Annotated in this window: 22 protein-coding genes and 1 pseudogene; 13 read left to right on the top strand and 10 right to left on the bottom strand. The window is 69.2% G+C overall.

Going from position 1 to position 23,548, the window contains the following annotated elements:
• Positions 1–26: 26 nt before the first annotated feature.
• Positions 27–1,337 (bottom strand): DUF4192 family protein, encoded by a 1,311-nt coding sequence (locus MRBLWH7_RS11605; protein WP_341994599.1) that lies wholly within the window; start codon positions 1,335–1,337, stop codon positions 27–29.
• 171 nt (positions 1,338–1,508) lie between these two features.
• Between MRBLWH7_RS11605 and MRBLWH7_RS11600 the strand changes: the two genes are divergently transcribed.
• The 4 genes from MRBLWH7_RS11600 to MRBLWH7_RS11585 all read left to right on the top strand — a co-directional run bounded on the left by MRBLWH7_RS11600 (position 1,509) and on the right by MRBLWH7_RS11585 (position 5,511).
• Positions 1,509–1,703 carry a hypothetical protein gene (locus MRBLWH7_RS11600; RefSeq protein WP_056372494.1) on the top strand — a complete coding sequence of 65 codons (195 nt, stop codon included), beginning with the start codon at positions 1,509–1,511 and terminating at the stop codon, positions 1,701–1,703.
• A gap of 164 nt (positions 1,704–1,867) precedes the next feature.
• Positions 1,868–3,334 (top strand): cardiolipin synthase, encoded by a 1,467-nt coding sequence (gene cls, locus MRBLWH7_RS11595; protein WP_341994595.1) that lies wholly within the window; start codon positions 1,868–1,870, stop codon positions 3,332–3,334.
• A 126-nt stretch (positions 3,335–3,460) separates the two neighbouring features.
• Positions 3,461–4,198, top strand: coding sequence for a hypothetical protein (locus MRBLWH7_RS11590; RefSeq protein ID WP_341994593.1), 738 nt, complete (start codon positions 3,461–3,463; stop codon positions 4,196–4,198).
• A gap of 332 nt (positions 4,199–4,530) precedes the next feature.
• Positions 4,531–5,511 (top strand): hypothetical protein, encoded by a 981-nt coding sequence (locus tag MRBLWH7_RS11585; RefSeq protein WP_341994591.1) that lies wholly within the window; start codon positions 4,531–4,533, stop codon positions 5,509–5,511.
• 128 nt (positions 5,512–5,639) lie between these two features.
• Here MRBLWH7_RS11585 and MRBLWH7_RS11580 read toward each other — a convergent pair whose 3' ends face one another.
• Both MRBLWH7_RS11580 and MRBLWH7_RS11575 read right to left on the bottom strand, forming a co-directional pair.
• On the bottom strand, positions 5,640–5,870 hold the full coding sequence (locus tag MRBLWH7_RS11580; protein ID WP_341994590.1) for a helix-turn-helix domain-containing protein: 231 nt from the start codon (positions 5,868–5,870) through the stop codon (positions 5,640–5,642).
• Positions 5,867–6,490: a hypothetical protein gene (locus MRBLWH7_RS11575; RefSeq protein ID WP_341994588.1), complete on the bottom strand. Its 624-nt coding sequence runs from the start codon at positions 6,488–6,490 to the stop codon at positions 5,867–5,869. The genes MRBLWH7_RS11580 and MRBLWH7_RS11575 overlap by 4 nt, the downstream gene beginning before the upstream one ends.
• A gap of 214 nt (positions 6,491–6,704) precedes the next feature.
• Here MRBLWH7_RS11575 and MRBLWH7_RS11570 point away from each other — a divergent pair, with 214 nt between their 5' ends.
• From MRBLWH7_RS11570 to MRBLWH7_RS11560, 3 genes are all read left to right on the top strand, one after another.
• Positions 6,705–9,230, top strand: a complete 2,526-nt coding sequence (locus MRBLWH7_RS11570) for an ATP-dependent Clp protease ATP-binding subunit (protein WP_341994586.1) — start codon at positions 6,705–6,707, stop codon at positions 9,228–9,230.
• An 80-nt stretch (positions 9,231–9,310) separates the two neighbouring features.
• Positions 9,311–9,814 carry an amino-acid N-acetyltransferase gene (locus MRBLWH7_RS11565; RefSeq protein WP_341994585.1) on the top strand — a complete coding sequence of 168 codons (504 nt, stop codon included), beginning with the start codon at positions 9,311–9,313 and terminating at the stop codon, positions 9,812–9,814.
• A 78-nt stretch (positions 9,815–9,892) separates the two neighbouring features.
• Positions 9,893–10,588 (top strand): hypothetical protein, encoded by a 696-nt coding sequence (locus MRBLWH7_RS11560; protein WP_341994583.1) that lies wholly within the window; start codon positions 9,893–9,895, stop codon positions 10,586–10,588.
• A gap of 125 nt (positions 10,589–10,713) precedes the next feature.
• Here the strand turns inward: MRBLWH7_RS11560 and MRBLWH7_RS11555 are convergent, their stop codons facing one another.
• Positions 10,714–12,282, bottom strand: a complete 1,569-nt coding sequence (locus MRBLWH7_RS11555) for an amino acid permease (protein WP_341994581.1) — start codon at positions 12,280–12,282, stop codon at positions 10,714–10,716.
• 190 nt (positions 12,283–12,472) lie between these two features.
• Here MRBLWH7_RS11555 and MRBLWH7_RS11550 point away from each other — a divergent pair, with 190 nt between their 5' ends.
• From MRBLWH7_RS11550 to MRBLWH7_RS11525, 6 genes are all read left to right on the top strand, one after another.
• Positions 12,473–13,828, top strand: a complete 1,356-nt coding sequence (locus MRBLWH7_RS11550) for a glutamine synthetase family protein (RefSeq protein ID WP_341994579.1) — start codon at positions 12,473–12,475, stop codon at positions 13,826–13,828.
• Between the two features lie 7 nt (positions 13,829–13,835).
• The gene (locus MRBLWH7_RS11545) at positions 13,836–14,561 is read left to right on the top strand and encodes a gamma-glutamyl-gamma-aminobutyrate hydrolase family protein (RefSeq protein WP_341994577.1); all 726 of its coding nucleotides are present in this window, start codon (positions 13,836–13,838) and stop codon (positions 14,559–14,561) included.
• Positions 14,558–15,916: an aldehyde dehydrogenase family protein gene (locus MRBLWH7_RS11540; protein WP_341994576.1), complete on the top strand. Its 1,359-nt coding sequence runs from the start codon at positions 14,558–14,560 to the stop codon at positions 15,914–15,916. Before MRBLWH7_RS11545 ends, MRBLWH7_RS11540 begins: the two co-directional genes overlap by 4 nt.
• A gap of 11 nt (positions 15,917–15,927) precedes the next feature.
• Positions 15,928–16,701, top strand: a complete 774-nt coding sequence (locus tag MRBLWH7_RS11535; protein ID WP_341994575.1) for a 3-oxoacyl-ACP reductase — start codon at positions 15,928–15,930, stop codon at positions 16,699–16,701.
• Positions 16,702–16,829: 128 nt separating this feature from the next.
• Positions 16,830–17,546, top strand: a complete 717-nt coding sequence (locus MRBLWH7_RS11530) for a GntR family transcriptional regulator (protein ID WP_341994573.1) — start codon at positions 16,830–16,832, stop codon at positions 17,544–17,546.
• Between the two features lie 43 nt (positions 17,547–17,589).
• Entirely contained in the window at positions 17,590–18,000 is a 411-nt protein-coding gene (locus tag MRBLWH7_RS11525; protein ID WP_341994571.1) for a dehydrogenase, read from the top strand.
• 186 nt (positions 18,001–18,186) lie between these two features.
• Here the strand turns inward: MRBLWH7_RS11525 and radA are convergent, their stop codons facing one another.
• The 6 genes and pseudogenes from radA to MRBLWH7_RS11495 all read right to left on the bottom strand — a co-directional run bounded on the left by radA (position 18,187) and on the right by MRBLWH7_RS11495 (position 23,544).
• Positions 18,187–19,557, bottom strand: a complete 1,371-nt coding sequence (gene radA / locus MRBLWH7_RS11520; protein WP_341994569.1) for a DNA repair protein RadA — start codon at positions 19,555–19,557, stop codon at positions 18,187–18,189.
• A 126-nt stretch (positions 19,558–19,683) separates the two neighbouring features.
• Complete coding sequence (locus MRBLWH7_RS11515; protein ID WP_341994567.1) at positions 19,684–20,637, bottom strand: L-lactate dehydrogenase; 954 nt, start codon at positions 20,635–20,637, stop codon at positions 19,684–19,686.
• 52 nt (positions 20,638–20,689) lie between these two features.
• Positions 20,690–21,512, bottom strand: a pseudogene (locus tag MRBLWH7_RS11510) (MFS transporter); the annotation flags it as partial.
• Between the two features lie 149 nt (positions 21,513–21,661).
• Complete coding sequence (locus tag MRBLWH7_RS11505) at positions 21,662–21,886, bottom strand: alpha-L-fucosidase (RefSeq protein ID WP_341994565.1); 225 nt, start codon at positions 21,884–21,886, stop codon at positions 21,662–21,664.
• Positions 21,778–22,317, bottom strand: a complete 540-nt coding sequence (locus MRBLWH7_RS11500) for an alpha-L-fucosidase (RefSeq protein ID WP_342002026.1) — start codon at positions 22,315–22,317, stop codon at positions 21,778–21,780. The genes MRBLWH7_RS11505 and MRBLWH7_RS11500 overlap by 109 nt, the downstream gene beginning before the upstream one ends.
• A 315-nt stretch (positions 22,318–22,632) precedes the next feature.
• The gene (locus tag MRBLWH7_RS11495) at positions 22,633–23,544 is read right to left on the bottom strand and encodes a family 43 glycosylhydrolase (RefSeq protein WP_341994563.1); all 912 of its coding nucleotides are present in this window, start codon (positions 23,542–23,544) and stop codon (positions 22,633–22,635) included.
• Between the last annotated feature and the right edge of the window lie 4 nt (positions 23,545–23,548).

Raw genomic sequence — 23,548 nt, 5'->3', positions numbered from 1 at the left:
GCCGGCGGGATCGATCCGCACGCGGATCACCGCGCGTCCGTGCGCTGGAAGGCCCAGTCGGGCAGGTGCCCCGCGTTCACGAACGAGAGCACGATCTGCGACAGCCCATGCTCGGGCTCGATCTCGCACGCCCGGTCGGCGTAGGCGGCTGCGTGTGTCGAGCGGCCGAGAGCCCACGACAGCCACGCGCACATCGCGAGCGGCCCCGGCCGCGCGTCGCGGGGCGCGACGGTGGCCGAATACCGCGCCAGCTCGAGCGCGGATTCGAGGCGCGACACCTCTGGCCGGTCGCCCTCGCCCCACATGCGCATCGCGAGATGCGCCGGGTAGTCCTCGCCCGATTCCCACCGCAGCTGCGCGTCGAAGGCCTCGTCGCCCTGGGCGAGGTTGCCGCTCCACTGCACGAGGGCGACATCTCGCAGCGACGGGCGCGCGAGGCACCACACGAGGGCGGCGACGTCGTACGCGTCCGCCGTGTCGAGCGGTCGCGCCAGGGCGTCCTCGAAGAACCCGGGCAGATCGTCGAACCGGCACACCGCGGCGAGCGCCTGCGGGTCGACCCGCGCCTCGTCGTCGGTGACGGATGCCTCGTCCTCCGCCGCGCCCGACACCGGCGCGGGAACGGGGCCGAGGTCGCTCGCGGGTTCGCCGGGCCATCCGCCGTCCGCGGCGACAGTCGCTCGCGCGGAGCCCTCGACCGAGTCGTCGCACGCGGCGGCGGTCCGAGCCGACCGCGCGGCGCGGGACGCGGTGCCGCCTTCCGCGGGCGGTCCGCACAGCACCGCGACCGCGGTGTCGAGCGCGTTCATCGCCTTCGCGACCCGCTCCCGCTCCTCGGCCGAGCACGCCGGCAGTTCGGCGCCGGTCGCCTGATCGCCGTCGGGCTCCGGGATGTCTCCCGAGCCCATCCATTCCAGGTCGCCGAGCGGCCTGCCCGCGGCGGGACACTCGGCGTCGAGGAACGATCCCCACCCGTCCGCCGCGGCGCACAGCAGATCGGTGACGCGCAGGCCGCACGCATCGGCGCGGCGCTCGAGCGCGGCGAGGAGGTCGCGATGCGGCATCCGTCCCTCTTCTGAGAACCTTGCGCCCGTGTACGCGATCGCGGCTACCGCGTCGGCCTCGGCGAGCCGGCACACCATGCCGGTGACCGTTGCGGCGATCCGGTCGACGGCGTCGCGGTCGCCGCCGGGGAGATCGAACCGCATCACGCCGAGGCTGCGGGCGCCGTGGAACGGGATCACGACGAGGCTCTGCGTCGGGTGGTAGCCGAGCATGCGGGGGACGAAGGAGAGGAACTGTGCGGCATCCGCGGCTTTCACGACGGTGGGGGTCATGGGATGAGTGTCGTGGCGGCCGAGCCCTCCGCCGCAGTCTCCACAGACATCGCATCGGCTGGGTGTGAACGGGGGCCCTGGGGAGGAAGCGGCGCGGGACGAACCCGCGGTCAGAGGTCCGGCGAGACCGCTGGGGAGGAGGCGATACCGGCACGGCGTATCCTTGAAGGCATGGATTACTGGGTCGCGGCGCTCTGGACGCTGTTGCCGACTGTCCTCGTGTCGCTGATCTTCTTCTTCGTGCTGCGCAGCATCGTCCGTGCGGACCGCACCGAGCGCCGCGTGTACGCGAAGATCGAGGCCGAGGAGCGCGCCAAGCGCGGGCTGCCGCCGGTGGCGCCCGGCACCGCCTCCACCGACGCCTGATCGCCACAGGCATCAGAGGCTGACGCCGCACCGGAGGGCGTGCGGCCGCACCGACCGCTCCCGGATGCGGGGCCGCGTCCGCCGCCCCCGATAGTGTGGGCTCACGCTCGATCGGCGCGTCCGTCGGGCGGATCCGCCCGACGACCGGGGAGAGGCGCCGCTCGATGATCACCATCACGTTCGACGCGACGTGGTGGGTGGTGCTCGTCTTCATCCTCGACATCGTCATCCGTGTCACGGCGATCATCGTGGTTCCGCGCAATCGCCGCCCTACCGCGGCGATGGCGTGGCTGCTGGCGATCTACTTCATCCCTATCATCGGGGTGTTCCTGTTCCTGCTGATCGGAAACCCCCGGCTTCCGCGCAAGCGCCGCCGCAAGCAGGAGCGCATCAACGACTACATCCACGACACGAGCGCGTCGCTGGACTTCGGCACGCTGCGCCCGCACGCGCCGAGCTGGTTCACGTCGCTCGTCACGCTCAACCGCAATCTCGGCGCGATGCCGCTGGCCGGCGACAACGCCGCGCACCTGATCCCCGACTACCAGCAGAGCCTGGATGCGATGGCCGACGCCATCCGCGAAGCCGAGCGGTTCGTGCACGTCGAGTTCTACATCCTCCAGGCGGATGCCGCGACCGACAACTTCTTCCGTGCTCTCGAAGAGGTGGCGGCGCGCGGCGTGACCGTGCGCGTGCTGCTCGATCACTGGGCGAACCGCGGAAAGCCGTTCTACAAGCGCACCCTCAAGCGCCTGACCGCGATGGGCGCGCAGTGGCACCTCATGCTTCCGGTGCAGCCGCTGCGCGGCAAGTACCAGCGGCCCGACCTGCGCAACCACCGCAAGCTCCTCGTGGTCGACGGCCGCGTCGCCTTCACCGGGTCGCAGAACGTCACCGACTCGACGTACAACCTGCGCAAGAACATCAAGCGCGGCCTGCACTGGGTCGACCTCATGGCGCGCATCGAGGGCCCGGTCGTGGCATCCGTCAATGCCGTCTTCCTGAGCGACTGGTACAGCGAGACCGACGAGGTGCTCACCGATCAGATCGACCTCTTCGATGTGCGCAGCGGGCCCGGCGACCTCGACTGCCAGATCGTGCCGTCGGGACCCGGGTTCGAGTTCCAGAACAACCTCAAGCTCTTCGCCGGGCTCCTCTACGCGGCGCAGCGCAAGATCATCGTGGTGAGCCCGTACTTCGTGCCCGACGAGGCGATGCTGCTCGCGATCACGACGGCATGCCAGCGCGGCATCCATGTCGAGCTGTTCGTGTCGGAGGAGGGCGACCAGGCGATCGTGTACCACGCGCAGCGCAGTTACTACGAAGCGCTGCTGCGCGCGGGCGTGAAGATCTGGATGTACAAGAAGCCGTTCATCCTGCACACGAAGAGCCTCTCGATCGACGACGAGGTCGCGATCATGGGCTCGAGCAACATGGACATGCGCTCGTTCGGTCTCAACATGGAGATCTCCGTGCTCGTGCGCGGTGAGGAGTTCGTGCGCCAGATGCGCGCGGTGGAAGACATGTACCGATCGCTCTCGAGCGAGCTCACGCTCGAGGAGTGGGAGAAGCAGCCGCTGCGCTCAACGGTGCTCGACAATCTCGCGCGTCTCACGTCTGCGCTGCAGTAAGGCGTTCTCCCGGCGGATCGTGACCTTGACGTGACCGGAGCACTGAGATTCCGGGCCGTTTTGCGACACGATATGGGTGACGGATGCCGCGGGGGATGGCGTCCGCGGAACTCCAGGAGGCCTCGCATGCCCGTTCGCTCCCGTTCACTGCTCGCCGGGCTCGGCCTGGCGCTCCTCGCCGCAGGCCTGACCGCCTGCGCGATGCCCGCCGGCAGCGGCGGCGCCACCCCGACGACGGCCGCGACCGGTGACGACGACGACAGCAGCAACGAGCAGGAGGTCGGCGCGGCCTGGCTCGACGGCGGCCGCATGATCGGCATCGTCACGCAGGGCAGCTCGACGTGCATCCCGGTCGCCGAGGAGGCCACCTACGATGACGGCGTCATGATGGTCACCCTCGTCGATGCCGAGGGCGATGAGGCCTGCACGGCCGACCTCGTTCCGCGGGTGACCCTCGTGGGCACGCCTGCCGACGTCGACCCCGTCAACGGCGTGCAGATCGAGGTGACCGGTGACGGCTGGCACGGCGACACCGATCTCGAGGGCGTCGCGGGCCTCGCGGTCGGCGGCGAGACGGACTACATGCCCAGCGCGGGATGGACCGATGTCGACGGCCAGTTCGTGATCCTGTCGTGGGGCTCCTCCTCCTGCGCGCCGCAGGTCGAGAGCGCCGAGCCGACGAGCGTCACCGAGGTCACGGTGACCTTCGTCACCCCGCCCGCCGAACAGGTCTGCACGATGGACATGGCCCCGCGCGGCGTCGTGACCGCGGTGAACGGGCTGGAGGACGAGGACGCGGAGACCTTCGCGATCCTCACCGGCGGCGAGTTCGACAACATCCGCATCCCGATCTACCCCAACTGACCCCACGATCGACGGATGCCGCGGCTCGCGGCATCCGTCGGCCTGAGCGCTCGCTCGCCCCTTTGCTCCGCAGTCACTCTTGGCGCGTTCCGACCGGCAGGTCCCGCCCTTTTCGACTGCGGAACGTCGCGGCGGCGTCGTGTGCGGACGCGTGGGCCCGGCATATTGCGTTCCGCAGTCGCTATTGGCGCGTTCCTGGCCTGGAGTCCCACCCTTGACGACTGCGGAGCGGCGAGCGCTGGTTCCTCCCCAGGCGGAGCGGTGGAGTTGTCGTCCACAGAAGGTTGGACCGGGTTCCGCCGCGAGTGACCCAGGGGTCAGGATCGGTCGACATGCGCAGAATGCCGTTGCCGGAGGTTCTCGGGAAGGTCTTCACGATCGCGGACGCCCGAACAGCCGGTGTGCCGAGGTCGAGGCTGCGGGCTCTCGATCTCGACACCCCGTTCCGCGGGCTCCGCGTGGTGTGCGACGAGCTTGCTCGGCTGCCGGCAGAGCGGCCCAAGGCAGAGGTGGCCGCCGCAGCCATTCGCGCGAACGCCCTCCTCTATGCACGGGTGATGCCCGGGAATCAGTTCTTCTCGCACGTGACCGCTGCGGTGCTGTGGGGGCTGCCGCTCCCGTCCCGCATCTTGACGGACGCGTTCGGTCGCCCTCGCCTGCTCGATGTCGCGGTGCGGGCCCCGCTGCGGCATCCGCGGCGCGACGGAGTCCTCGGTCACCAGGTGAAGCAACGGAGCGTCGCGGTCGTCGACCACGTGACCCACGGTGTGCCGCTGACCACTCCCGCGTTCACGTGGGTGATGCTGGCGGCCCTCGTGCGCGACGACTATGACCTGGTGGCAATTGCGGACGGAGTCGTCCGCGAGCCGATGTTCTGGGAGGATCCGCAGCCGCTCGGCACGCTTGATCAGCTCGAGTCGGCGGTACGGTCCGGGCGCAGGGTGGGCATCAGGGCACTGAGGGAGGCGCTTCCTCGTGTGCGCACTCGTTCGGCATCGCGAATGGAGACGAGGTGCCGGCTCATCATCGTCGATGCTGGGCTGCCCGAGCCGCTCTTGAACCAGGCGGTGTTCGACGCGATCGGGAGACTCATCGGAGTCGTCGACCTCGCGTATCCCGAGCTGAGGATCGCCCTCGAGTACGAGGGCGAACACCATCTGCGCGATCCCGAGCAATGGGCGAAGGACATCGCTCGCTACGAGGCGCTGGCCAGCGCCGGATGGTTCGTGATCCGCGTCACGATGAGCGACGTGTTCGACGGTCGGACTGGCCTCATCCGCAGAGTTCGGTCGGCCGTCCGCTCCCGTCGCTGACCTTCCTGCGATCTCCGTTCCTGCAGTTCCGCAGTCGCTTCGGGCCGATCGACGCACCGTGAGTTGGCCGAAAGTGACTGCGGAGCCGGGTGGGGACGGATGCCGCGGGTCGCGGCATCCGGAATCGGTCAGTCCGCCCGCACCAGGAGATCGCCGATCTCGCAGTCGAGCGCCCGGCAGATGGCCGACAGCGTCGAGTAGCGGATCGCCCGTGCGCGGTCGTTCTTGAGGATCGACAGGTTCACGACCGAGACGCCGACCAGCTCGGAGAGTCGCGTGAGCGTCATCCCGCGAGACTCGAGCAGCTCGTCGAGCCGGCAGTGGACCCCGGAGGGTCCCTCGTCGTCGGCCGGAGTCATACGAGGCCTGCCGTGTCGCGTTGGAGGCCTTCCATGCGGCGGAGCAGGTACGCGAGCGCGATGACGCCGAGGCCGACGATCGGGATCGCGAAGCCCCACGACGACACTGCGAAGCCCGGGAACAGGATGCCGCCGACGGAGTCGTCGAGTGCGAACGCTGCCTGCATCGAGGCGAATCCGGTGAGAGCGGTCGCCAGCAGAGGCCCGAGGACGAGCGCGAGCCCCGCCACGAGGCTGAACCGGTACAGCGCCGGCCGGAACGGGCGGCCGGAGGCCGTCGCGAACATCAACAGCGCCAGCGCGCAGCCGACGATGAGTGCGGTCAGCCCGAGCAGAGCGGCCCCGCCCGCGAGCAGTGCGCGCGTGCCGGCCGCGAGCGCGTCGGTGGTCAGCCTGACCGTTTCGACGGCTGCCGCCGTGACCCCTTGGTCGGGCGCGACCGGCAACGGATGGTCGGCCAGCAGCGAGAGCGTCACGACGTCCGCCCACGCGTACGTCGCCGCGATCGTGGCCTGGCCTGCCCCCAGCGCGAGGGCCATCGCCACCACAAGCCCGCCGATCACCCGCATGGTGATGCGGTCGGCACGGTCGGGGAGTCTTTCGACGGTGCTGTCGATCATCCGCGTCTCCTTCTCTCGACATATCGATAAACGTTGTTATCGAAAAACGATAAACCGAACGGATGCTGCGGCGCAAGCCATCCGTCTCCTGTCAAGGCCCGCCCGCGCGCGCTATGCCCACGGCGAACACGGCCGTGCGCTCACGAGCCGCTGGCTACCCTCGATGTAAGGCGCAGTGGGTGATCCGACCCGAGGCGCCCCGGAGGAGTGAACGATGTTCGAGAGATTCACCGACCGTGCCCGTCGTGTGGTCGTCCTCGCCCAGGAAGAGGCGAAGATGCTGAACCACAACTACATCGGCACCGAGCACATCCTGCTCGGTCTCATCCACGAGGGTGAGGGCGTCGCCGCCAAGGCCCTCGAGAGCCTCGGAATCTCGCTCGATGCTGTGCGCGAGCAGGTGCAGGACATCATCGGCCAGGGTCAGCAGCAGCCGACCGGCCACATCCCCTTCACGCCGCGCGCCAAGAAGGTGCTCGAGCTCAGCCTCCGCGAGGCGCTGCAGCTGGGCCACAACTACATCGGCACCGAGCACATCCTCCTCGGCCTCATCCGTGAGGGTGAGGGCGTCGCCGCCCAGGTTCTGGTCAAGCTCGGCGCCGACCTCAACAAGGTGCGCCAGCAGGTCATCCAGCTGCTCTCGGGTTACCAGGGCAAGGAGCCCGCGGGCGTCGCGAGCGGGCAGGGCGAGCAGACCCAGGGCACCACGCAGGGCGGCTCGCAGGTGCTCGACCAGTTCGGCCGCAACCTCACGCAGGCCGCGCGCGACAACAAGCTCGACCCGGTCATCGGGCGCGAGAAGGAGATCGAGCGCGTGATGCAGATCCTGTCGCGCCGCTCCAAGAACAACCCCGTCCTCATCGGTGAGCCCGGTGTGGGAAAGACGGCGGTCGTCGAGGGCCTCGCCCAGGCCATCGTCAAGGGCGACGTGCCCGAGACGCTCAAGGACAAGCAGCTCTACTCCCTCGACCTCGGCTCGCTCATCGCCGGTTCCCGCTACCGCGGTGACTTCGAGGAGCGCCTGAAGAAGGTCACCAAGGAGATCCGCACGCGCGGCGACATCATCGTCTTCATCGACGAGATCCACACCCTGGTGGGTGCGGGTGCTGCCGAGGGCGCGATCGACGCCGCCTCGATCCTGAAGCCCCTCCTCGCTCGCGGCGAGCTCCAGACGATCGGTGCGACGACGCTCGACGAGTACCGCAAGCACTTCGAGAAGGATGCTGCGCTCGAGCGCCGCTTCCAGCCGATCCAGGTCGCCGAGCCGAGCCTGCCCCACGCGATCAACATCCTGAAGGGCCTGCGCGACCGCTACGAGGCGCACCACAAGGTGCAGATCACCGACGGCGCGATCGTCGCGGCGGCGAACCTCGCCGACCGGTACATCTCGGACCGCTTCCTGCCCGACAAGGCCATCGACCTGATCGACGAGGCCGGCGCCCGCCTGCGTCTGTCGATCCTGTCGAGCCCGCCCGAGCTGCGCGAGTTCGACGACAAGATCGCCAAGGTCCGCGAAGACAAGGAGCGCGCCTCCGAGGAGCAGGACTTCGAGAAGGCCGCATCGCTGCGTGACGAGGAGAAGTCGCTCCTCGCCGAGCGCCTGCGCCTCGAGAAGCAGTGGCGCTCGGGTGACGTCGCCAGCCACGCCGTGGTCGACGAGGGCCTGATCGCCGAGGTGCTCGCCCAGGCGACCGGCATCCCGGTGTTCAAGCTCACCGAGGAGGAGTCGAGCCGTCTCGTCTTCATGGAGAAGGCGCTGCACCAGCGTGTCATCGGCCAGGAGGAGGCGATCGCCGCCCTCTCGAAGACGATCCGCCGTCAGCGTGCCGGGCTCAAGGACCCGAAGCGTCCGTCGGGCTCGTTCATCTTCGCCGGCCCCACGGGCGTCGGAAAGACGGAGCTCGCCAAGGCGCTCGCCGAATTCCTCTTCGATGACGAGCACGCGCTGATCTCGCTCGACATGTCGGAGTTCGGCGAGAAGCACACGGTCTCGCGGCTGTTCGGTGCCCCTCCCGGGTTCGTCGGATTCGAAGAGGGCGGTCAGCTCACCGAGAAGGTGCGCCGCAAGCCGTTCTCGGTCGTGCTCTTCGACGAGATCGAGAAGGCCCACCCCGACATCTTCAACTCGCTCCTGCAGATCCTCGAAGAGGGTCGCCTGACCGACGGTCAGGGTCGCGTGATCGACTTCAAGAACACGGTGATCATCATGACGACGAACCTCGGTTCGTCGGCGATCGCCGGCGGCCCGGTGGGCTTCCAGGTCGAGGGCAACAGCGGCACCACGTACGAGCGCATGAAGGGCAAGGTCAACGAGGAGCTGAAGCGCAACTTCAAGCCCGAGTTCCTGAACCGCGTGGACGACATCATCGTCTTCCCGCAGCTCGACAAGGACGAGCTGCGCCAGATCGTGGGCCTGTTCACCAAGCGCCTCGGCGAGCGCCTGCTCGACCGCGACATGACGATCGAGCTGACGGATGCCGCGAAGGACAAGCTGATCGACATCGGCTTCGACCCGGCACTCGGCGCCCGGCCGCTGCGTCGCGCCATGCAGCGCGAGGTGGAGGACCGCCTGTCGGAGAAGATCCTGCACGGCGAGCTCGACCCCGGCGACCACGTGAAGGTCGACGCGCAGAACGGCGAGTTCGTGTTCGAGCACGGCCCGCGCGGTGAGAAGGTCGCGGTGGGCGTCGTCCACAACGGCGAGATCACCGCGACGCCCGACCTCGCCGCGAACTCCTAGCCCCGATTCGACGAGAGCGGATGCTGCGGCCCAGGGCCGCGGCATCCGCTCTCGTCGTTGCGGGGATCTACGCTTGACGGGTGGCAGAGTTCACCGTCAGGCCGGCGCGCACGAGCGACGTCCGCCGCATCCAGGCGCTCCTCGAGCCGTTCGTGCAGCGGCGGATCCTGCTCGGCAAGGACCTGGTCGTGCTCTACGAGGCGACTCAGCAGTTCCTCATCGCCGAGGATGCGAACGGCGACATCATCGGATGCGGTGCGCTGCACGTCATGTGGGAGGACCTCGGCGAGGTGCGCACCCTGATCGTGGCCGACGGCTGGCTGCACCACGGCGTGGGTCGTGCGATCGTCGAGGGTCTCGAGGCGAACGCCCGCGCGCTCGGCCTCACCCGCCTGTTCTGCCTCACGTTCGAAGTCGACTTCTTCACGCGCCGCGGGTTCGAGCAGATCGGCGAGCAGGTCGTCGACCCCGACGTCTACTCTCAGCTCATCCGCTCGCCCGACGAGGGCGTCGCGGAGTTCCTCGACCTCGCGCACGTGAAGCCGAACACCCTCGGCAACACCCGCATGCTGAAGCGTCTCTGATCTGCGCTGGCGCGCCGGGTCGCGGCATCCGGGGCGCGCCGACGGGCGAAGGCGACGCCCGCCGTTAGCCTGTTGAGCATGACCGGCACCACCCCCCGACGTCGTCCCTCGAAGGCGGTGTACCGTCGCCGGCGGCTCGTGCTGATCGTGGGGCTGCTGGTCATCGCCGGCATCGTCTGGCTGCTCATCGCGCAACCGTGGGCGGGCGCGGCGACCACGTCGTCCGACGAGAAGCCCGAGACGAAGAACACCGCCGAGTCGCTGCCGGTCCCGTCGTCGCAGGCGTCGACGGGAGGACCCGACACCGGCGCCGTCGAGGGCGCGGTCGTCGAGGGTCAGACCCCGACTCCCGGGGCGACCCCCTCCGCGCAGCCGTGTGTCGCCAGCGAGATCACAGTCGAGCCTGTCACGAGCGCCGACACGTACGCGGGCGATCAGCAGCCGCAGTTCACCATCAAGCTCACCAACAACGGCCCCGACTGCACGATGAACGTCGGCACCAGCGCCCAGTCCTTCACGGTCACCAGCGGCGACGACATCTGGTGGCGGTCGACCGACTGCCAGAGCGAGCCCAGCGACATGATCGTGCTGATCGCCGCCGGTCAGACCGTGTCGAGCGCGACCGCCCTCTCGTGGGATCGGACCCGGTCCGCGGTCGGCACCTGCGCCGACGGCAACCGGCCGATGGCTCCCGGGGGCGGTGCCTCGTACCATCTCTCCGTCGAGATCGGCGGCATCCCCTCGACCGAGCCGAAGCAGTTCCTGCTCTACTGACCCGAACCCCGAGCTTCAGGAAGACCGCGGGCGCAACCGATCTGCGTTCGCGTGACGCAGTGGAGCGGGGCGTCCCCCAGGGCGCCCCGCTCCGTTCCCCTTGCACAGGTGTTTTGGCCGAACACCTAGGACTTGTCGCCGAACACCTCTGTCTCCATCGCGTCGTAGCCCTCCGCCTGCGGGTCGCCGTGGGAGCCGCCCGAGATCGCGTACTCCTCCTCCGGCGAGAGCACCAGGCGGTGACGGAAGAAGAGGCCGAAGCCGAGGAGCAGCACGACGTAGACGACCGCGATGGCGATGATCGCGGGCAGGAACGTGGGGTTGAGCAGGAATCCGACGAAGATCAGGAGCGCGATCGCGGCCGCGATGACCGCTCCGGTGATGCCCCACGGGCTGCGGTAGGGGCGTTCCACGTTCGGCAGCTTCTTGCGCAGGATGATGAACGACACCATCTGGAGGAAGTACGCGAGCACCGCGCCCCACACCGCGATGTTGAGGACGATGGCGCCCGCGACACTGCCCGAGCCGCCGGCGAACTCGATGATGACCAGCGCGATGAAGCCGATCACCGCCCCGACCACCAGCGCCACCCAGGGCGTCTTGCGCTTTCCCGTGAGCGACAGGAACTGCGGGTAGTAGCCCGCGCGGGAGAGCGAGTACATGTTTCGGCCGTAGGCGAACATGATGCCCTGCAGCGAGGCGAGGAGGCCCACGAGGGCGAACAGCGCGAGAAGCGCCGCCAGCTGGTCGCCGACGATGGCGCGGAAGCCGTCGAGCAGGGGTTCGGCGGCCACGCCCGTCGCCTCGGCGCCCAGCACGCCGGTGTTGAGGAACAGCACCAGCAGACCGGTGACGATGAGCGTGCCCCGCGCCCAGAAGCCTGCGCGCGGGATGTCGCGCACCGGGTTGTGCGATTCCTCTGCCGCCAGCGGAAGCTCCTCGATGCCGAGGAAGAACCACATGGCGAACGGGAGGGCGAACAGGATCGGCAGGACGCCGTGCGGCAGGAACTCCGTCTGGCCGGGGTCGGGGACGATGTCCCACAGGTTCGCCCACTGGAAGGCGCCCGAGAACAGCGCCATCGCGGAGAACACCAGGATGATGCCGATCGAGATCACCGAGACCACGATCGCGAACGTGAAGGAGATGCTGGCGCCGGCGGCGTTCAGGGCGATGAAGACCGCGTACAGGATGATCCACCACACCCAGCCGGGCAGTGACAGCCCGAGCAGCTCGGAGGTGATGGCGTCGGCGTACGAGGCCGAGAAGAAGACGATGACCGCGGTCGTCGCGACGTACTCGATCGTCTCGGCGGCGCCGGTGATGAGGCCGCCCCACGGACCCATCGCGGAGCGCGCGAAGGAGTAGGCGCCGCCGGTGTGGGGCATGGCGGCGGCCATCTCGCCGATCGAGAAGATCATGCCGTAGTACATGGCGACGAGGATGACGAAGGCGATCAGCATGCCGCCGAAGCCGGCGAAGTCGATGCCGAAGTTCCATCCCGAGAAGTCGCCCGAGATGACCGCGGCGACGGCGAGGCCCCACAGACCCCACACGCCGGCGGTTCGTTTCAGGCCGCGCTTCTCGAAGTAGTCCTGGCCGGCCCTCGTATAGGTCGCTCCCGCGACCTTCGCTGAGGTGGCGGTGGACGATGCCGGGGATTCCGGCGGAGTGGCACTGCTCGCTTGGGACATCGGTCCTCCAAGGATTCGCGAAGGGAGGTGCGCTCGGGTCGCGCTCATGCACTTTTCGCCGATTGTGGTGCCTATTGGTCGGCTGTGTCTACCTTTGAAACGGATTTTGGTTAGAGTGTGCGGGTGAGCGCGGTTCGGGAGGACCGCGCTCACGAGTCTCGTCGCACGTCGACAGCAGGAGGAGGAACGGGTGCCGGGCAACCTCACCGTCGAGCAGCTGAACGCCGGGATCGCCGCCGGAGACATCGACACCGTCGTCGTCGCGTTCGCCGACGCGCAGGGGCGCCTGGTCGGCAAGCGGGTGTCGGCGCGGCTCTTCCAGGAGGAGGTGCTGCCCCACGGCGCCGAGGCGTGCAACTACCTGCTGTCGGTCGACGTCGACATGAACACGGTCGACGGCTACGCGATGTCGAGCTGGGAGACCGGCTACGGCGACATGATGCTGAAGCCCGACGTCTCCACCCTCCGGTGCATCCCCTGGCTTCCCGGATCGGCGCTCGTCATGGCCGACCTCACGTGGGAGAACGGCGAGCCCGTCGTGCAGTCTCCGCGGGACATCCTGAACCGCCAGCGTCAGCGCCTTGCCGACCGCGGTCTCGTCGCCTTCTCGGGCACCGAGCTCGAGTTCATCGTCTTCGACGACACCTATCGGGATGCCTGGGCCAAGGGCTATCGCGATCTCACGCCGTCGACCGACTACAACGTCGACTACGACCTGCTCGCCTCGGGCCGTCTCGAACCGCTGCTGCGCGACATCCGCCTGTCGATGGACGGGGCCGGCCTCTACACCGAGGGCGTCAAGGGCGAGTGCAATCTCGGTCAGCAGGAGATCGCGTTCCGCTACGCCGAGGCGCAGGAGACCGCCGACCAGCACGCGATCTACAAGAACGGCGCGAAGGCGATCGCCGAGCACCACGGCAAGTCCCTGACCTTCATGGCGAAGTTCAACGAGCGCGAGGGCAACAGCTGCCACATCCACCTGTCGGTGCGTTCCGCTGCGGGCGATCCCGTCATGGCGGGCGAAGGCGACCACGGCTTCAGCCCGTTCATGGAGCACTGGATCGCCGGCATCCTCGCCACGCTTCGCGAGTTCACGCTGCTCTACGCGCCGAACATCAACTCGTACAAGCGGTTCGCGAAGGGCTCGTTCGCCCCGACCGGCATCGCGTGGGGTGTCGACAACCGCACCTGCGCGCTGCGTGTGATCGGCCGCGGCTCATCACTGCGCGTCGAGAACCGTGTGCCCGGCGGCGACGTCAACCCGTACCTCGGCATCGCCGCGATCATCGCGGGAGGGCTTCACGGCATCGAGCACGAGCTGCCGCTGCCTGATCGACTCGAGGGCAACGCGTATACCGCGGGCGTCGACCACCTTCCGACGACGCTGCGCGAAGCGGCGCAGCTGTTCGACGAGTCGGCCATCGCCCGCGCGGCCTTCGGCGACGACATGGTCGACCACTACCTGAACCAGGCGCGCATCGAGGTCGAGGCCTATGACGGCGCCGTGACCGACTGGGAGAGGGTCCGTGGCTTCGAACGCCTCTAGGAAGCCGGTGATCGGTCTGACGACCTACCTCGAGCAGGCGAAGCAGGGGGTGTGGGACGTGCGGGCGGCCTTCCTGCCGGAGGTCTACTTCGACTCGGTGACGGGGTCGGGCGGCATCGCGGTGCTGCTGCCGCCGCAGCCGGATCCCGAGATCGCCGCCGACGCGGTGCTCGACGGGCTCGACGGCCTCATCCTCACCGGCGGCCTCGACGTGCAGCCGGAGCTCTACGGTGCCGAGCGGCATCCGCTCACGGACGCTGCCCGCCCGGATCGCGATGCGTGGGAGCTGGCGCTCTTCCGAGGCGCGGAAGAGCGACGGCTGCCGGTGCTCGCGATCTGCCGCGGCCTGCAGCTCGTGAACGTCGCACGCGGCGGCACGCTGCACCAGCACCTGCCCGAGGTGCTCGGCACCGAACGGTTCCGCGTCGGGGGCGGCGTCTTCGCGACGAACGACGTCTTGGTGGACGAGGGATCGCGTCTGGCGGGGCTCGTCGGCCCCGGCGCGCTCGCGGTGCACAGCTACCACCATCAGGGCGTCGACCGGCTCGGCGACGGCCTCGTGGCGACCGCCCACAGCGACGACGGTCTCGTGCAGGCGTTCGAGTCCGACGGCGAGGGCTACGTCCTCGGAGTGCAGTGGCACCCTGAGCAGAACCAGGAGGACCGCCGGCTGTTCGCGGGACTCGTGGCCGCGGCATCCGTCTACGCATCTCGGGAGGTGCCGACCGCATGAGCGCCGTGTTCACCGTCATCAACCCCGCGACCGCGCTGCCGATCCGCGAGGTCGCGCGGGCGAGCGTGGACGAGACGGATGCTGCGATCTCGCGCGCCGTCGCCGCACAGCGTTCGTGGGCGTCGCTGCCGCCGGTCGCGCGTGCGGACGCGCTGCGGTCGTTCGCGCGTGTCGTCGAGGCGCACGTCGAGGAGCTGGCGCAGCTGGAGGTGCTCAACTCAGGGCACCCGATCGCGTCGGCCCGGTGGGAGGCGTCGCACGTGGCGCAGGTGCTGAACTTCTCCGCCGGTGCGCCCGAGCGGCTCTCGGGGCAGCAGATCCCGGTCGCGGGCGGTCTCGACGTCACCTTCCACGAGCCGTACGGGGTCGTCGGGATCATCGTGCCGTGGAACTTCCCGATGACGATCGCGTCGTGGGGTTTTGCGCCGGCGCTCGCCGCAGGCAACGCCGTCGTGCTCAAACCTGCTGAGCTGACTCCTCTGACGGCGGTGCGCCTCGGGGAACTCGCGCTTCTCGCCGGACTGCCGGAGGGGCTCTTCGAGGTGATCACCGGCTCGGGCTCGGTGGTCGGGCAGCGCTTCGTCTCGCACCCGGACGTGCGCAAGGTCGTCTTCACCGGCTCGACGTCGGTGGGAACGGATGTCGCGGCCGGCTGTGCGCGCGAGCTGAAGCCCGTGACCCTGGAGCTGGGCGGCAAGAGCGCCAACATCGTGTTCGCCGACGCCGACCTTGAAAAGGCGGCGGCCGCGGCGCCGGGCGCCGTGTTCGACAACGCCGGCCAGGACTGCTGCGCCCGCAGCCGGATCCTGGTCGAGCGGCCCGTGTACGACCGCTTCCTCGAGCTGCTCGAGCCCGCGGTGCGGGCGTGGCGCGTCGGCGACCCCGCGGACGAGGGGACGGAGATGGGGCCGCTGATCTCGGAATCCCATCGGAGCACGGTCGAGGGATTCCTCGACGGCGCGAACGTGGCGTTCCGCGGCTCGGCCCCGGACGGCGACGGTTTCTGGTTGGCGCCGACTGTGGTGCTGGCCGATCGCGGCGACCGCATCGCGCAGGAGGAGGTTTTCGGCCCCGTCGTCGCGGTGCTCCCGTTCGATGACGAGGCCGACGCGATCCGCCTGGCGAACGACACGATCTACGGACTCGCCGGCTCCATCTGGACCGAGAACCTGGGCCGCGCGGTGCGGGTCTCGCGCGGTGTGAAGAGCGGTGTGCTGTCGGTCAACTCGCACGCGTCGGTGCGGTACTGGACGCCGTTCGGCGGGATGAAGGCTTCGGGTCTCGGGCGCGAGCTCGGCCCCGACGCCGCCGAGCACTTCACCGAGACCAAGAACGTCTTCTTCGCGACGGACTGAGAGGGAACAGCATGGATCTGACGGCGAGACTCAAGGACCGGGTCGCGATCATCACGGGCGGCGCGTCCGGGATCGGGCTGGCGACGGCGCGGCGGTTCTCGGCGGAGGGCGCGCGTGTCGTGATCGCCGACCTCGACCCGGCCAGCGGCGAGGTCGCCGCGGACGATGTCGACGGCGTCTTCCGCCAGGTGAACGTCGCCGACGAGACGCAGGTCGACGCGGTGTTCGACGGCGTCGCCGCCGAGTTCGGCCGCATCGACATCGCATTCAACAACGCCGGCATCTCGCCCGCAGACGACGACTCGATCGAGACGACCGAGCTGCCGGCGTGGGACCGCGTGCAGGACGTGAACCTCAAGTCGGTGTACCTGTGCTCCCGCGCGGCCCTGCGGCACATGGTGCCGGCGGGCAAGGGGTCGATCATCAACACCGCGTCGTTCGTGGCGCTGCTCGGCTCGGCGACGTCGCAGATCTCGTACACCGCGTCGAAGGGCGGCGTACTCGCCATGACCCGCGAGCTCGGCGTGCAGTTCGCACGGCAGGGCATCCGCGTGAACGCTCTGTGCCCCGGGCCGGTGAACACCCCGCTGCTGCAGGAGCTGTTCGCCAAGGACCCCGAGCGCGCGCAGCGCCGGCTCGTGCACGTGCCGATGGGCCGGTTCGCCGAGCCTGAGGAGCTCGCCGCCGCGGTCGCCTTCCTGGCCTCGGACGACGCGTCGTTCATCACGGCGACCGCCTTCGTGGTCGACGGCGGCATCACGAACGCCTACGTCACGCCGCTGTAAGGTCCGACTCCAATGCGAACCCAGTACCGTTTGCAGGACCGATTGCCTGAACGGATGCCGAAACCCGCGCGCCGGGCAGGTCACATCGGGATCGTCCTGCAAACGGTGCAGGGGAAGGGGGCGCAGCCATGACCGACGCCCCGCTGCAGGAGGTTCGCAAGGCCGTCTACCGACCGGTGCGCGAGGGCAACGCGCTCGAGGACACCGTCGCGCGCCTGGTGCAGACCATCCGGCTCGGAGTCGTCGCGCCGGGGGAGTCCCTGCCGTCGGAGCGCGAGCTCGCCGTGCTGTATGCCGTGAGCCGGGACACCGTGCGCGAGGCGATCCGCGAGCTCGCCGACACCGGCTACCTCGTGCGCCGCCGCGGGCGATACGGCGGCACGTTCGTCGCGGATCCGCTGCCGCAGCCGCCGCACCCGCGCGACGTCACGCCCGCCGAGCTCGAAGACGTCCTGGGCCTGCGGCGAGTGCTCGAAGCAGGCGCGGCCCGCGCCGCCGCAGGACGCACGCTCGACGCCGTCGCCCGCGACGAGCTGTGGGCGCGGTACGAGGTCGTGGCCGAGGCATCCGAATCCGACTATCGCCGGCTCGACACCCTCTTGCACCTGACGATCGCCGAGCTCGCCGGAATCCCCTCCCTCGTCGCGCTCGCCGCCGAGAACCGCGCGCGCGTGAACGAGTGGCTCGATACGTTCCCGCTGCTGCCGCGCAACATCGAGCACTCCAACGTGCAGCACGAGCGGATCGTGACCGCGATCCTCGCAGGGCGACCGGATGCCGCGGAGGCCGCCATTCTCGAACACCTCGCCGGCTCGGAGGCCCTGCTGCGCGGCTTCCTCGCCTGACGCCCGCTCCTGGACCGCTTCTGCGGGCGATTACGCTGGACGGGTGGCAGGCAAGAAGCGCGCGAAGAAGGCGAAGGAACCGCTCGAGTTCCGCAACACGCAGCTCGGCGACGCGCTCCAGACCCAGGACATGGCCGCCGTCGCCTTCGCGCTGCGGCACGGGCCGACCGTCGTGCCGCTGATGCGGCCCGGCCACCGCGACAACCCGCTCGACGTCGGCGAGGTGTGGACCTACCGCGACGCGAAGACCGGCGACATCGCGCTGCTGCTGTTCAGCGACGCCGCCCACAAGCCCGAGACGCTGCCGCCGGGCGTCGCACTCCAGTCGCCGGCGTGGCTGCGCTCCTTCCTCGGCGCCCACGAGGATGAGATCACCACGGTCTTCTTCGACATCGCCGGACCCTACCCGCTGCAGGCCTCGCCCGCCGACCTCATCGCCGCGCTCGACGCCTGACCGCGGATTCAGACACTCCGAGCGAAGGGTTTGCGTCCGCGGGGACCACGGGGCAGACTCGCCGGGTGGAATTCCTGCTCGTCGGAATCGTGTGCGCGGCCGGACTCGTGATCCCCATCATGCTCGGGTACGTCGACCCTGGGCGTCGACGTCGGCCTCGCGGCCGCTGAGCGGACCCGCAGAACCTCAGAACTCGGGAATGTCCTCACCGGGCCCGTCTTTCGACCGCACCCGCACGTCGGTGACGGCGCCGCCCAGCGATCCTGAGCGGTGGTCGATGACGTCCCGATAGCCGAGACGTGCGCCTTCGCTGCGCCGCTGCGTCGCCTGGGTGACGGGCCGCACCTCGCCGGCCAGACTCAGTTCGCCGACCACGGCGATGTGCCGGGGAATCGTCCACCCCTCGACCGCGCTGGCCACGGCGAGCGCGATCGCGAGGTCGGCCGCCGGCTCGGCGAATCTCACCCCGCCGACCGTCGAGACGTATACGTCCTGATCCGAGGTCCTGATCTTCATCCGCTTCTCGAGGACCGCGAGCACGGTGGCGACTCGTGCGGCATCGACGCCGTTCACGATGCGCCGCGGGTTGCCCGACTTGCTGTCGATGGTGAGCGCCTGCACCTCGACGGGGAGCGCCCGTCGCCCTTCGAGCGCGATCGAGACGCACGTTCCCGGCTCGGTGCTGCCGTGCCCGAGGAACAGCGCGCTGGGGTCGGGAACCTCGGCGATGCCGGCGCCGGTCATGTCGAAGCATCCGACTTCGTCCGTCGGCCCGAAGCGGTTCTTGAGCGCTCGAACGAACCGCAGCGACGTCTGCCGGTCGCCCTCGAACTGGCACACGACGTCGACGAGGTGCTCGAGGATGCGGGGCCCGGCGATCGAGCCGTCCTTCGTGACATGGCCGACGATGATCGTCGGCAGCCCGCGCTCCTTCGCGACGCGGATCAGCGTCGCCGCCACCTCGCGCACCTGCGAGGGATGCCCGGCCATGCCCTCAGACAGCGCCGACGACACCGTCTGCACCGAGTCGACGATGAGGAGATCGGGGGTCACGTCGTCGACATGCCCGAGGATCGTGGCGAGGTCGGTCTCGCTCGCAAGGTACAGCTCGTCGTGGAGGGCGCCGGTGCGCTCGGCGCGCAGCCGCACCTGCGCGGTCGACTCCTCGGCGCTCGCGTAGAGCACGCGGCGTCCTGCCTGGGCGGACTGCGCCGCGACCTCGAGCAGCAGCGTGGACTTGCCGACGCCCGGCTCGCCGGACAGCAGGATCGCGGCGCCCGGCACGAGCCCGCCGCCGAGGACGCCGTCGAACTCGCCGACACCGGTGGTGCGCCGCGGTGCGTCGGACGTGTCGATGCGCGTGATCGGCTGGGCCGCGCGCCCCGCTCCGGGAGACACCGGCGTGACGGACCGGAGGATGCCGGTCTGCTCGGCGGCCTCGACCACGGTGCCCCACTGCTGGCACTCGCCGCAGCGCCCGACCCACTTGAGCGTGGTCCAGCCGCACTCGGTGCACCGGTAGGGGGCGGTCTGCGTCGGGCGTCGGGCAGCGGGCATGCGATGAGCCTACGTCCAGCCCGCGACATCTCCCGTGAGCCCCCGCGCGGGAACGACGGCCCGCCCGCACGGATGAGGGGGACGGATGCCGCGGGCCGCAGCATCCGTCCTCCTCACGTCAGCCGATCAGCCGCGCAGCGAGTCGGCCACCTGCCTCAGCGCGTCGGCGGAGGCGTGGAACAGCTCGAGCTCATCGGGGGCGAACTGCGTCTCGCGAATGGGCACGGCGCCCGCCGCGCTGACGACCGACGGCACCGACAGTGCCACGCCGTCGACGCCGTGGAAGTCGTGCAGCACGGGCGAGACGGGCATGACCGCGCGCTCGTCGTTCAGGATCGCCTCGATGATGCGCGCGCTCGACAGGCCGATCGCATAGTTCGTCGCGCCCTTGCCCTGGATCACCTTGTAGGCGGCGTCGCGCACGTCGATGGCGATCTGGTCGAGCTCGTCGACCGTCATGCGGTCGCCCGCAGGCGTGACCCACTCGAGGATCGGGACGGTGCCGATCGTGGCCTTCGACCACAGCGGGAACTCGGTGTCGCCGTGCTCGCCCACGATGTACGCGTGCACGCTCGAGGTCGAGACCCCGGCGCGCTCGGCGAGCTTCCAGCGCAGACGCGACGTGTCGAGCACGGTGCCCGACGCGAAGATGCGCTCGGGCGGAAGGCCGGTCTGCTCCTGTGCGAGCACCGTGAGCACGTCGCACGGGTTCGTGACGATGACGTAGACGGCGTCGGGCGCCACACTCAGCAGCTGCGGCATCATCGTCTTCATGATCCCGGCGTTCACCCCGGCGAGCTCGATGCGCGTCTGACCCGGGTTCTGCTTGGCGCCCGCCGTGATCACGACGACGTGCGAGCCTTCGACGACCGACAGATCGCTGCCGCCGATGATGTCGCTCGTGCCCGTGAACTGCGTGCCGTGCGCGAGGTCGAGCACCTCGGCCTCGACCTTCTGAGTGGCGATGTCGTACAGGGCGACGTGGCGGGCGGAACCGCGGATGAGCGCGGCATACGCGGCGCTCGAACCGACGCTGCCGGCTCCGACGATGGTGACTTTCGAATTCTCGATGACGGCCATGCGGTCAGTCTTGCAGTCCACGGATGCTGCGAGCCACCGTTGATCGCCGGGTCTAAGGCGCGCCGATACCCGAGCCCTGCGCGCGATCCGGATTGCGGATGCCGAAGAACGAGGTGATCCCACCGGCGATCATGAGCACGGCCGTGACGATGGCCGAGCGGTGGAAGCCCTCGAGGTCGAGCGCGCCGCCGACGATGGTGGCGAGCAGGGCGATGGCGATGAGTCCGGCCACGCGTGCGACCGCATTGTTCACGGCGGAGGCGATGCCCGAGCGCTCGGGCTCGATCGAGCCGAGGATCGCCGACGTCAGAGGTGCGACGGTGAGCGCGAGGCCGGCGCCCATCACGATCATGCTCGGCAGCACCTGCCACCAGTACGAGAAGTCCGTGTCCACCGTGAGGAGCAGGAGCGCGCCGACGCCCATCGTCAGGGGGCCTGCGGTCATGAAGAAGCGCGGCCCCCACCGGCCGCTGAGCGCGCCCACGCGGGAGCTGGAGAGGATCAACAGGATCGTCATCGGCAGACTCGCGAGTCCCGCGAGAGTGGCGGGCAGGCCGGCGCCCTCCTGCAGGTACACGACCACGACGAGCCCGTTGAGGGCCAGCGCGCCGTAGATGAACGTGGTCGAGACGTTGCCCGTCCAGAAGTTGCGCACGCGGAACAGGTCGAGCGGAAGGATCGGGTGCCGCACCGTACGCTGCCGCAGCACGAACGCGAGGAAGAGCACTGCGCCGACCAGAAGCGGGAGAGAGGCGACGCCGAAGCCGATGAGCCCGATACGCAGCACGAGCACCCCGCCCGTAGGCGTCGCTCACGGATCCTGCGACGAGGATCAGCGCGCCGAGCGTGATGAGATACGCGTCGACGACCCACTGCGACTCGGGGACGGCAAGGATGATCGCGTACACGTAGCGTCCCGTGACGTCGCTGCGCGTGGTGAAGCGGATGTCGCTGCTCGTGTACGCGGGGGTGGTGGAGTCGACCATCGACCCTGCCTGCGTCTCCGTCGGCCCCTCTGCCGCGATCACCATGGGCGGATGCCGTAGATGGCTTCGCCGTTGACAGACAGCCAGGCGCCGATCTCGCGCAGGATCCGCTGCTCGGCTTCCGGAATGGTGCCGTCGGGCTTGGGGCCGATGTTCAGCAGGAGGTTGCCGTTCTTGGAGACCACGTCCGCGAGCTCCGCGATGAGGTCTTGCGCAGTCTTGTAGTGGTGACCCTCGATCCAGCACCACGCGGACTTCGACACGGCGGTGTCGTTTTGCCACACGTCGGGCTGGGTTCACATCGTGCCTCGTTCGATGTCGTAGACCGGGCTTCCGGGGGCGAACGCGCCCCACCGTTCATGAAGAACCAGTGCTCGGCGCGGTGCCAGGATGCTCCGCGCACCATCCACGCGGCATCCACTGCCTCGAGGAGGTCGCCGAACACGTCCCGACGCGGTCCCATCTGCACCGCGCTCCACCGTGAGCGCTCCGTGTCGTACATTGCGAATCCGTCGTGATGCTCCGCCAACGGAACGACGAACTGGGCGCCGGCGGCGCGCATGAGCGCTGCCCACTCCGCGGGTTCGAACTGCTCCATCCGGAACTCGGGGATGAAGTCCTTGTACCCGAAGTCGCGGTGTTCGCCGTAGACCTGCACATGGTGTTCGAACTCGGAGGTGCCCGCCAGGTACATGTTGCGCGAGTACCACTCGTTCCCGAACGCGGGAACCGAGTACACCCCCCCCGTGGATGAAGATGCCGAACCTTCGCGTCCCGGTACCAGCGCGGCGGTGTGTACGCGGACAGAGAATTCCAATCCGCATCGTACGCACCCTGCTCGATGACGGCGCGGACGTCGTCGAGCGCGGCGGAGTTGTCGAGGTGCTCCACGGGCTCAGGCAGCACATCATCGCTGCGTTCTCGGGTTGAAGACACTTCAAGCGCGTGCGAGCGCACGTGGGGCCCGCTCAGGGGGTGTGGCGCGGCGAAGCGACCGGGAGCGGGGAGGTCAGGCGAAGGCGGCCTGCGGGCTCCATGTGTCGTGCCACTGCATGGTGGCTGCGCCGTCGGCGATGGTGATCGGAAGCCAGACAGGGGGAGATGTCGCGAGCGAGTCCCGCTGCCACCGGTCGCCGACGTACAGGTGGCCGGTGCCGACAGCGACGACGACGCTGACTTGAGAGTCGAACGTGGCGCTGCCGGCGGGAGCGAAGGGACGCCACCGGTCCCACGGCCCCTCGAGAGAAGGTGCGGTGGTGTACATGTTGTCGTTCGTGCTCCATCCGGTGAGGTCCGAGCCGAACAGATAGTAGAGGCCATCCTTGCGAACAAGCGTGGGCGATTCGTATCCGACCTCAGGGCGCTGCTGCTGTCGGAGCGTCGCCACGACATCTTCGACGCCGAGGTAGTCGGGACGCAGGCGGTAGATCTGCAGCCCGTTGTCGCGGTCTTCGGACAAGAGGTAGCCGACGTCGCCCTCTTGATACACGCCGATATCGCGGCTGATGTTCCCCATCGGCCGTTCGCTGTGCAGGTAGCGGTAGGGCCCCGCCGGATGCTCCGCGACGGCGTATCCGACGCGCGCATACGAGTAGTCTGCGGTGTCGGCGTGGAGAAACATCACCCAGGCGCCGTCGGGGCGCTGGAGCACCTTCGGCCGCTCGATGACGCGGTCGGCCCCCAGATCTCCGTCCGCCGCGGCGAGCGCGTCGCCCTCGTAGCGCCAAGAGACGAGGTCGGGAGAGGAATAGCAGGCGACAGCGGTGAAGGTTCCCCCGGCCGTCTTGTCCTCGCCCCAGGCGTACCAGAGCTCTCCGACGCGCTGGATGCCGATGCCGTGCAGCTGAGCGACCTCGTCGCGGTCGTCGTAGACGATCGCGCCGGGCCGGATGCGGCCACCGTGCACGTCGAGTCTGCTCATCGGC

This window comes from Microbacterium sp. LWH7-1.2 (genome assembly GCF_038397755.1).
Classification (GTDB): Bacteria; Actinomycetota; Actinomycetes; order Actinomycetales; family Microbacteriaceae; genus Microbacterium.
Note: the sequence above shows the minus strand (reverse complement) of the source record. Positions and strands in the feature narration are given on the sequence as shown.

Excerpts from the sequence above, each read along its gene's own strand:
- MRBLWH7_RS11530 (WP_341994573.1), top strand. The coding sequence starts at position 16,830 with ATGACCGACGCCCCGCTGCAGGAGGTTCGCAAGGCCGTCTACCGACCG.
- cls (WP_341994595.1), top strand. The coding sequence starts at position 1,868 with ATGATCACCATCACGTTCGACGCGACGTGGTGGGTGGTGCTCGTCTTC.
- MRBLWH7_RS11570 (WP_341994586.1), top strand. The coding sequence starts at position 6,705 with ATGTTCGAGAGATTCACCGACCGTGCCCGTCGTGTGGTCGTCCTCGCC.
- MRBLWH7_RS11555 (WP_341994581.1), bottom strand. The coding sequence starts at position 12,282 with ATGTCCCAAGCGAGCAGTGCCACTCCGCCGGAATCCCCGGCATCGTCC.
- MRBLWH7_RS11500 (WP_342002026.1), bottom strand. The coding sequence starts at position 22,317 with ATGTACCTGGCGGGCACCTCCGAGTTCGAACACCATGTGCAGGTCTAC.
- MRBLWH7_RS11495 (WP_341994563.1), bottom strand. The coding sequence starts at position 23,544 with ATGAGCAGACTCGACGTGCACGGTGGCCGCATCCGGCCCGGCGCGATC.
- MRBLWH7_RS11605 (WP_341994599.1), bottom strand. The coding sequence starts at position 1,337 with ATGACCCCCACCGTCGTGAAAGCCGCGGATGCCGCACAGTTCCTCTCC.
- MRBLWH7_RS11590 (WP_341994593.1), top strand. The coding sequence starts at position 3,461 with ATGCCCGTTCGCTCCCGTTCACTGCTCGCCGGGCTCGGCCTGGCGCTC.
- radA (WP_341994569.1), bottom strand. The coding sequence starts at position 19,557 with ATGCCCGCTGCCCGACGCCCGACGCAGACCGCCCCCTACCGGTGCACC.
- MRBLWH7_RS11585 (WP_341994591.1), top strand. The coding sequence starts at position 4,531 with ATGCGCAGAATGCCGTTGCCGGAGGTTCTCGGGAAGGTCTTCACGATC.
- MRBLWH7_RS11515 (WP_341994567.1), bottom strand. The coding sequence starts at position 20,637 with ATGGCCGTCATCGAGAATTCGAAAGTCACCATCGTCGGAGCCGGCAGC.
- MRBLWH7_RS11560 (WP_341994583.1), top strand. The coding sequence starts at position 9,893 with ATGACCGGCACCACCCCCCGACGTCGTCCCTCGAAGGCGGTGTACCGT.
- MRBLWH7_RS11535 (WP_341994575.1), top strand. The coding sequence starts at position 15,928 with ATGGATCTGACGGCGAGACTCAAGGACCGGGTCGCGATCATCACGGGC.
- MRBLWH7_RS11600 (WP_056372494.1), top strand. The coding sequence starts at position 1,509 with ATGGATTACTGGGTCGCGGCGCTCTGGACGCTGTTGCCGACTGTCCTC.
- MRBLWH7_RS11540 (WP_341994576.1), top strand. The coding sequence starts at position 14,558 with ATGAGCGCCGTGTTCACCGTCATCAACCCCGCGACCGCGCTGCCGATC.
- MRBLWH7_RS11575 (WP_341994588.1), bottom strand. The coding sequence starts at position 6,490 with ATGATCGACAGCACCGTCGAAAGACTCCCCGACCGTGCCGACCGCATC.
- MRBLWH7_RS11580 (WP_341994590.1), bottom strand. The coding sequence starts at position 5,870 with ATGACTCCGGCCGACGACGAGGGACCCTCCGGGGTCCACTGCCGGCTC.